6 protein-coding genes are annotated in these 8,278 nt (G+C 32.0%); 3 read left to right on the forward strand and 3 right to left on the reverse strand.

From position 1 onward, the window contains the following. Positions 1 to 136 precede the first annotated feature (136 nt). A complete protein-coding gene (locus HMPREF1052_RS05165; protein WP_005629088.1) occupies positions 137 to 472 on the forward strand; it encodes a helix-turn-helix domain-containing protein in 336 nt (111 codons plus the stop codon). A 186-nt stretch (positions 473 to 658) separates the two neighbouring features. After that, positions 659 to 2,614 (forward strand): Dam family site-specific DNA-(adenine-N6)-methyltransferase, encoded by a 1,956-nt coding sequence (locus HMPREF1052_RS05170; protein WP_040596327.1) that lies wholly within the window; start codon positions 659 to 661, stop codon positions 2,612 to 2,614. Here HMPREF1052_RS05170 and HMPREF1052_RS05175 read toward each other — a convergent pair. Genes HMPREF1052_RS05175 through HMPREF1052_RS05185 form a run of 3 tightly spaced genes read right to left on the reverse strand, consistent with a single transcriptional unit; the run spans position 2,611 to position 6,516 of the window. Further along, positions 2,611 to 4,362: a restriction endonuclease FokI C-terminal domain-containing protein gene (locus tag HMPREF1052_RS05175; RefSeq protein WP_005760417.1), complete on the reverse strand. Its 1,752-nt coding sequence runs from the start codon at positions 4,360 to 4,362 to the stop codon at positions 2,611 to 2,613. The two genes, HMPREF1052_RS05170 and HMPREF1052_RS05175, sit on opposite strands and share 4 nt — an antisense overlap. Positions 4,363 to 4,375: 13 nt before the next feature. Beyond that, complete coding sequence (locus HMPREF1052_RS05180; protein WP_005760408.1) at positions 4,376 to 5,545, reverse strand: hypothetical protein; 1,170 nt, start codon at positions 5,543 to 5,545, stop codon at positions 4,376 to 4,378. Beyond that, positions 5,542 to 6,516 carry a nucleoid-associated protein gene (locus HMPREF1052_RS05185; RefSeq protein ID WP_005760405.1) on the reverse strand — a complete coding sequence of 325 codons (975 nt, stop codon included), beginning with the start codon at positions 6,514 to 6,516 and terminating at the stop codon, positions 5,542 to 5,544. Before HMPREF1052_RS05185 ends, HMPREF1052_RS05180 begins: the two co-directional genes overlap by 4 nt. A 479-nt stretch (positions 6,517 to 6,995) precedes the next feature. Between HMPREF1052_RS05185 and HMPREF1052_RS05190 the strand changes: the two genes are divergently transcribed. Further along, positions 6,996 to 8,132 carry an IS1595 family transposase gene (locus HMPREF1052_RS05190; protein ID WP_005760415.1) on the forward strand — a complete coding sequence of 379 codons (1,137 nt, stop codon included), beginning with the start codon at positions 6,996 to 6,998 and terminating at the stop codon, positions 8,130 to 8,132. Positions 8,133 to 8,278 lie beyond the last annotated feature (146 nt).

Genomic DNA, 8,278 nt, shown 5'->3' on the forward strand with positions numbered 1-8,278 from the left:
TTTGCTAGAAAGAAGAAAATGTTGGGTCATAGTATTGAGATCACACCTTGATTAAACTAAAATATGAAACATTATTCATATTGATTGTGCATAAAATATCACAATCATTTACTTTTTTCAATAGGAATGTGAAATAGTGTGCATATCAGAACGTTTAAAACAGGTCTTAGATGCTAAAAATATGACTGTTACTGAGTTTTCCAACGTAACAGGGATCTCATATCGTTCAGCGATGAATTACTTAAATGAAGGGCGTGATCCTAATGTTGATGGGTTAATTAAAATTTATGAAGCACTAGGGATTAGTATCACTTGGTTGCTGACTGGTGAAGGAAAAATGTACCGCAGCTTGCCTAATGATGAATTAGAAGCAAAAGAACAAGCCCTTATCAATCACTACCGAATGATGTCGAATGATATGCAAACTGCGTTTGATGTATCGTTTAAAGTGTTATCTGAAATGCAAAGATAATCATAAAACCGTACTTTTGATGAGAAAAAATGTTATTTTTGCGATCTAACTTGAAAAATTGAAACGCATTTCTCGACAGAAATCACCTAATTGCTAGAGTTACCTACTTATTGTTTATTTATTAGCAGCATAACAAGAGTGGCTTGCTTGCTAAGCAACTTTAACACTGTTAAACTAGGAGGTAGGATGTTGAGGGATGTTAAAATGCGCTATATCGGTTCTAAAAAACTATTATTACAGCATATTAAAAATATGTTGGATAAACATACTAATGGAACAGAAGAAACTTTCTTAGATTTGTTCGCAGGTACAAATACTGTTGGGCTATTTTTTAAACCTTACTATACTATTTATAGTAATGATTTGCTTTATTTTAGTCATATCAATGCAAAGGTTTTAATTGAGGGCAATTCTCGTCCTACTTTTGAAGGATTAAAACAAATTGGCATTAATGACCCGCTATCATATTTAGCAGATACCCCTATAAATCACTTACCTATCGGATACTATGAATCTAGCTATTCTCCCACTGGGGATGCTATGTATCTTACTGTGGAAAATGCTAAAAGAATAGATTTTATCCATTCAACATTAGATTCTTGGAAAAAAGATGCTTATGTAAATCAACAAGAATACTTATATCTTTTAAACTCACTTATTGAAGCTTTGCCATCTGTTAGTAATATCACTGGAACTTACGGCGCTTATCTGAAACATTGGGATAAACGTTCTTTAAACAAGTTAGATTTAATATTCCCATCTGTTATAGATAATAATCGTCCTAATCGTTCATTTAATGAGAATGCTAACGAACTAATAAAAAAAATTAGCGTCGATATAGCCTATATTGATACGCCTTATAATAACCGCCAATACGCTTCAAATTATCATTTATTGGAAAATGTAGCTAGACATACTAAGCCTACTTTAAAAGGTAAAACTAAAATTTTCGATTGGAGCCAGCTTAAAAGTGATTTTTCAACAGCAAAAAGTGCTAAAAGTGCAATGGAAGATTTAATCTCAAATATTGATGCTACACATATCTTATTAAGTTATAACACTGAAGGCATTATTCCAGAAAAAGAACTATTGGAATTATTAAAGAAATATTCTATAAATAAGCATGTTGAATTAGAAAGAATACCATATAGAAAGTATAAATCAAAAAATAAACCGTTAGATACTGAATTATGTGAATTACTATTTTATATTCAAAAAAAACCTTTTAAAGAAAAACAAACTATACCTAATTACGAAGAATTTAAACTAACTCAAGATTATTTTCCTCAAAAAAAGTTGGTAAAAAGTCCATTAAATTATATTGGAGGGAAGTATAGATTATTAAAACAAATTCTACCATTATTTCCTAAAAACATAAAAACTTTTGTTGATCTATTGAGTGGTGGAGCTAATGTTGGCATTAATGTTGAAGCTGAGAAATATATTTTTAATGATATGAATTATCTTATTAATGATATGTTCAGATTATTCCAAAAAATGCCAATAGAAACTATTCTATCCTCAATTGAGTATAGAATTAGTCAATATCAATTAAGTAAAACTAATGAAGAAGGATTTCTTAAATTTAGATCAGATTATAATAACAACCCTAATCCTCTTGATTTATATGTTTTATCTTCATTTAGTTATAATTATCAATTCCGATTTAATAGCAAAATGCAATTTAATAATCCATTTGGTAGGAATAGAAGTAGCTTCAACGAAAGGATGAAAGAAAACTTATGTTACTTCACTCAACGCTTGAAAGGGCTTAATGCAACATTTACCGATAATTTTATTCATGAATTTGATATAAGTGAACTGAATACACAGGATTTTGTATATCTCGATCCTCCTTATCTTATCACAACAGGTAGTTATAACGATGGAAATAGAGGATTTCAAGACTGGAGTGAAGAGCAGGAATTAGAAATGTACCAAGTAATACTTAGATTAAACGAAAAAGGTATTCGTTTTGCTTTAAGTAATGTTTTAGAGCATAAAGGTAAAAGCCATGATATGCTGAAAGACTTCATTTCGAAACATGGCTTTAAAGTTCATTACTTAGATTTTCATTATGGTAATGCTTCATATAACACTTCTAAGCAGGAAAGCGTAGAAGTGCTCATTACAAACTACTAACTATGCAATATTGAAGGTGCGAAAACAATTTCTTGATTCTTAAACGAATCTATGAATTTCTCAGTTGTTAAATTACCTTTAAGAACAGAATCTGCCCCTAACAGTAGCTGTTCAACGCTAAGTGCTGCACCTACTGTTTGGGTTTCCTGTGCTGTATAGCTAAGTTGTTCGTGAAATTTATTCACAAATACACTCGATACCCATAAAAAGTAAAAGTTATTTGCAGGAATTGATGTAGGAAAATGTTCCCACCATTTCGTTGAGTTTCTACTTGGATCTCGACGTTTGTTATCTTCGATATAACGTATCATTTCATCGGCTTGAGCAATGCTTTTCGAATATCCATCTGCATAAGATTTTGTATCAACAATGACCCCAAATTCTGGCATATACAAAACGCCATCAGGTTTGCGAGCACCACCCAATATACTGGCATTGATTTTATATATATTTTTAAATAATTCCATTGTAATAAGCTCAAAATCCCTACTGCGTTTACCATCCCTAGCAATTTCAAGAAGTTCTATATATGAAAGTGGCAATTTAGTTTTTTGTAAAAAAATCGCTTTTTGCTCTTCTATTACTTTATCGCGTAGCTCTTCTGTTAAATTTAATTTTGGAATAGAAAAATCACAAATTTTATCTAGTAATCTAAACTTATTGTTTTTAAGCTCTATACGTAAACCAAATAATCTTAAACCATCAATATCAGATAAAAATATATCCTCTGGATCTTGAAAGCCATTATTTCTCATTTCAGAGACTAAATTTTTAAATGAAATAGTTGATATTAATAATTTTACAATATTAGCACGTCGAGACCTTATGTAATCCCTGTTATGTCCATCGGTGGCAAAAAATTCCCACATAATGAATTTTTCAATACGCTGATTGCTAGAATGCCCTATTGAACGGTGTAAAGCTATGATTCCTCTGCCAGTAATTTTATATCCTTGAAGACTTTCTTCTTGTCCATTTTGAAATTTTCTTTTCACTTGTTTTGTTTGGACAAAACCGACATTTTTTAACCAGTTACAGATTCCACGGGCATACTTATCACTTGTTCCTTCAATATCCGATTTAATTTTCTTTTTCTCAACAGCTGATGAAGATGCAAGCCAATCATACATAATATCTTCATTATATGAAGTAAATCCCTTTTCACCACGGAAACCTAATTTAGAACCGAGATAATACTTTGTACAATAATCACCATTCTCTTCTAACAACGATAGAATCTGAGTTGCAGGTGGATACGCAAGTAAAGCTGTTCTTAGTATATCTAATTCTTGTTCTTCATCATTGGCTTGTGAAAAAGCTAGACCTTTTTCAGTGATACTAAAAGTATCTTTTTCTCTATCTACTTTGATAAAATTAAAACTAACAGCCCATCTTAGAAAACCATCGGCGCTCCAGTTATCTATCCAAGTTTTCCCTGTCGATTTTATTTGCTGTGGCTCGATACTAATTTGAATAAGTGCATCAGCTACTGCATCTTTTCTTGATGAAGGCGGTTTACCTTGTTTGTTTTTAGAAGTTCCTACCAATTCAAGGTAAGTAAATTCATTTTCATTATTAATTAACTTATCTTTCAAGTTATTACGAATTACTTCATTATAGATTGAGTTAATTAAATTATCCTTTAAGTTTTGATAATGCTGTGATGCAGTATCAAAGATTTGAACTACCTTTTTTAATGATTGAAAAGACGATGGATTTTGAATCCAGCCATAGGTTCTAATTTTCATAATGCACTCGCCATTAGTTACAAACAAATGAACTATATATAATAGATATAAATTTATAAATACCGTAAGATAAAAAGAATAATAAAGAAATAAAGAGTATTCGATATAGGTGTCTTTGTTTTAGAAGTAACTTACTTATTCTATCTTTATCTTCTTTCCATTGTTCTTTTAACTTTTCAGGAACCTTCCCTTTTTCTTCAAATCTATCTACATCTTGTCTAAGATTGTCTAAAATCAATTTCTGATTAGATAATCCATATCCGCATATTAAACAATATATAATGAGGGCAAGATAGATAAGCCAATTATCACCTGATTTTAAAGCTGATGGTACGGCAGTAAGAAATGGTAATCCTAAAAATTGAGGAAGAACTTTACTAATTGTGTCATTGATTTTTGATACAAATTTTTCTGTATTTTCCTCTAATTTTTTAACAAATTTCTCATAACTAAAGTTTTCTAAGTATAAAGCATATTGTGCTTGTACTGATTCACTTATATGTTGAATATTCTGAATTACATCTAACAAATTAGCCTCTTGTGATAAAGAATCTGATAAGACAAAGGCTAAAATTGATTTCTTTTCATCTATATGGCTACTGGTGGACTCATCATTCATCCATTCTTGAAAGTCGGTAATCAGTTTATGCTTGCTGATGTCAAGATTTTTAATAATCTGAATAAACTCACTTAATTTATTTGTTACGTCAATGGATAATTCAAACGTCTTTTTACTAAAAAATATAAGTTTTTTATTTACAACATCTGTATATGAATCCATTAAAATCAGTTGTTGCAAAAATTCTTTAACAACTTGATAGGATTCTAAAATAGAGATATTTTGATCAAATGAAGCAATGTTTTCAGATTTTATAAAATAAGGAGATTGAGAAAGTAAAGTATTATTAAATTGAGCTATGTCACCTTTTATTAAGTTTTCTATTTTGTCAAAAAAACGTCCAAATTGAAGTTTAGGCGTTCCGAAAGTGAGGTTAATCACCATATCAAGCTGAGGTGTTTTGTCAGATGTTAATGCAGTATTATCGTAATTTTCATCAGATAATAATTGATTAAGCAAATTTAACTCTTCTTCTGTTTGAATATAAAAAGCACGCATATCTGAACCATTTACAGGTTCAGAACTACGATAAATTTGTATTAAATCAGAAAAAGTTACGCTCATTCGTTAAATGCTTCTAATAATTCAGGTGTTGGGTTATGTATAATGATTTTACCATTTTCTCGAGTAATATCACCTTCTGACATCGCATTTCGATCAAATGATAACCGCCAATTTCTTGTTTTTCCTACAAAAGTAACTAATCGTTTAAGTGAAACTTTATCTGGCGTAAATCCATCTTGTACACCATGTTCTAAATCACTTAATTTTTCTTGTAAAATCTGCGGATTGCTTGGACAGACTCGATTAGTAAACTCCTCAGTATTAAATGATCCGCCATTATTACTAATATCTGTTAAATAAGATTTTATATCATTAAAGAATGCTGTTTTTTGCTCTAACTCATAACCTTGTTCACGAGTAAATTCTTCAAGCAAGACTACCAATTTTTTAGTTTCTTCTCGTGCAACAAGAGCATCGTTACAAGATAAAAATTCTTTAAAGTAAACAGATACATCACCTTGTCCTTTAAGGAAACTAATATAACGAGTTTCATTTGCTTGCCAAGCAGTTAAATCAATACGTCCAGCGTATTTGAGATGCTCAATATCCAGCATTTCATTTTCTAACATTTCCCAGTTTTGAGCAGAGAAACCAACACGGTCAGCTAAAATGGCAATTAATAGGTAATTGCTGTCTTGATTTTCATAATGCGCGATAAATACTTTTCCACCTGTTGCAAAAGGTTGGCTTTGAATCTTTACTAGAAGAGTATTCATCATTCTTACTGTTAAGCGTTGAAAGTTATCATTTCCCAAATAATCATTTAAGAATCTAGGCATTGGGAAATTGTCTTCATCACTATCAAATGAACCAAACCCTTTACCTGCTCGTACTCTATATGCTTTTGTTAATGTTTCTAAGAAATTGTGATGAGCTTCATTTGGGGTAAGAGGACTAGGGTTAAGCTCTAACTTAGCTTCACCGTTTTGCTCTTTATGTAAGATGTGGTAAGTAATATGTCTTATTGTCATAATCGTATCTTATCTTGCCATGAAAAAATTGAGGTTTCATTGCATTATAAGCTAATTTAAAAACATATTAACTAAATAGTTAATTAAAAATACTAAAAGGTAGGTAGTAAAATAAGATATCCCCTCAAAGGAATTGTTTTACTTGACGAATCCGTAATTTAGGATTACATTCAAATCTCATTCTTTAGGGAAAAACTCCCTCCGAGAATGACTACAATTTGCCAACGAAATAATTATTTTGCCTTTAGCTTCCCTTAAAATGGGGAAGATAGATAAACCGCAAAAATTGAGCATCTTGCACATTATGGGCGAATGCTGCAATGAGTTTATCTAGGCACTTAGTTCACAAATTTTCTTGTGACAGTACGGTATTCGAGGCATAAACGCTTTGAGCCGACTTGAGATTTTCAAGTGGGCGATTTTTTGTATCTGACGTTTAGCAAATTTCGAATGCCTTGTACTACACAAGGAAATTCGCAATGGCTCAACATTATTTACTTTCAAGCAAATCAAAAAACATCAATTTAAAAGATATTTTACGCCTTACAGAAGAAAATGCTTTTCACCTTTTAAAAACTCACCGTTGGGGAAACCCTGATAATGTTCGTGATGTATGCTGTCCGCATTGCGGTATTCGCCACGAAGCCTATTTCCTTGCTTCTCGTAAACGTTGGTGCTGCAAACATTGCAAACGCCATTTTTATATTACGACAAATACAGCCTTTGCCTTTCATAAAGTTGATTTGGTCGATATTCTTGCTGTCATTTTAATGATGGTAAATAGCTCAAAAGGCATTAGTGCGATTGATGTTAGTCGCCATCTTAATTTGAACTACAAAACGGCATTTGTACTTTGTGGGAAAGTTCGCGAAGCCTCATTTAAAACACGCGATTTAAAGCCATTGTCAGGCGAAATTCACGAAGATGGAATGTGGATCAACTTTACCTTGCGTCCAACTAATTTTCGTAAAAACAATCATAAACAACGTCAAAAAGCCGATGAGAAAGGTCGCAAATATCCTAAATTTAGAACGACTAAACGTTGTCTATTCGCTATTACACAACGTGCTGCAAATGATAGTAATATATCTGGAGCAAATCGTACCATTGTCGCAATGGATTACACCGAAAATGCTGATACCGTTTTTGCATTAAATCAACGCTTTGTCAAAGCAGGCAGTGATATTATGTGTGATGAAAACCCTGCTTATAAAAGTCTTGATTTTCATTACACCCGTTGGTCGGTGAATCATCAAGAGGCTTATAGTGCGAAAGGCGTAAATAATAACCTTGCGGAATCCTTTAATGCCAGAATGCGCGACTTAATGCGTGGCACACACCATAAAACCGATAATAAATATGCCTTACACTATGCCAATCAAGCTGCATTCTTTTCAGATAATCGCCGAGAATCTAACGGTAAACTTTTTGAAGATGTCCTCAAACGTTGTTTATGGGTTCTGCCATTTAAAGAATGGGTTGGTTATTGGCAGGGAAATCATCGTGAAGGTGAGCTTCTCGGTATGAAAGCTTTTGCACCTAACGAAATTTCATCACAATACTTTAAGCGACTTGAAGAACAAGCTGCATACGATGAAATTCTGATGGCAGCATAGAATCGTATAGGCGTTAATAGACTTAGATAGAATTATATAGAAAGAAATAGCTTACCTGAATGAAGGTTGAGCGGAATAGCTATGCCTTGAGTTTAAAAAAATGGAAATTTAATGTGAAAATTGCGAGGTTGAAGTTAGAATTTTAG

Origin of the sequence: Pasteurella bettyae CCUG 2042 (assembly GCF_000262245.1) — a bacterium.
Taxonomy (GTDB): domain Bacteria; phylum Pseudomonadota; class Gammaproteobacteria; order Enterobacterales; family Pasteurellaceae; genus Basfia; species Basfia bettyae.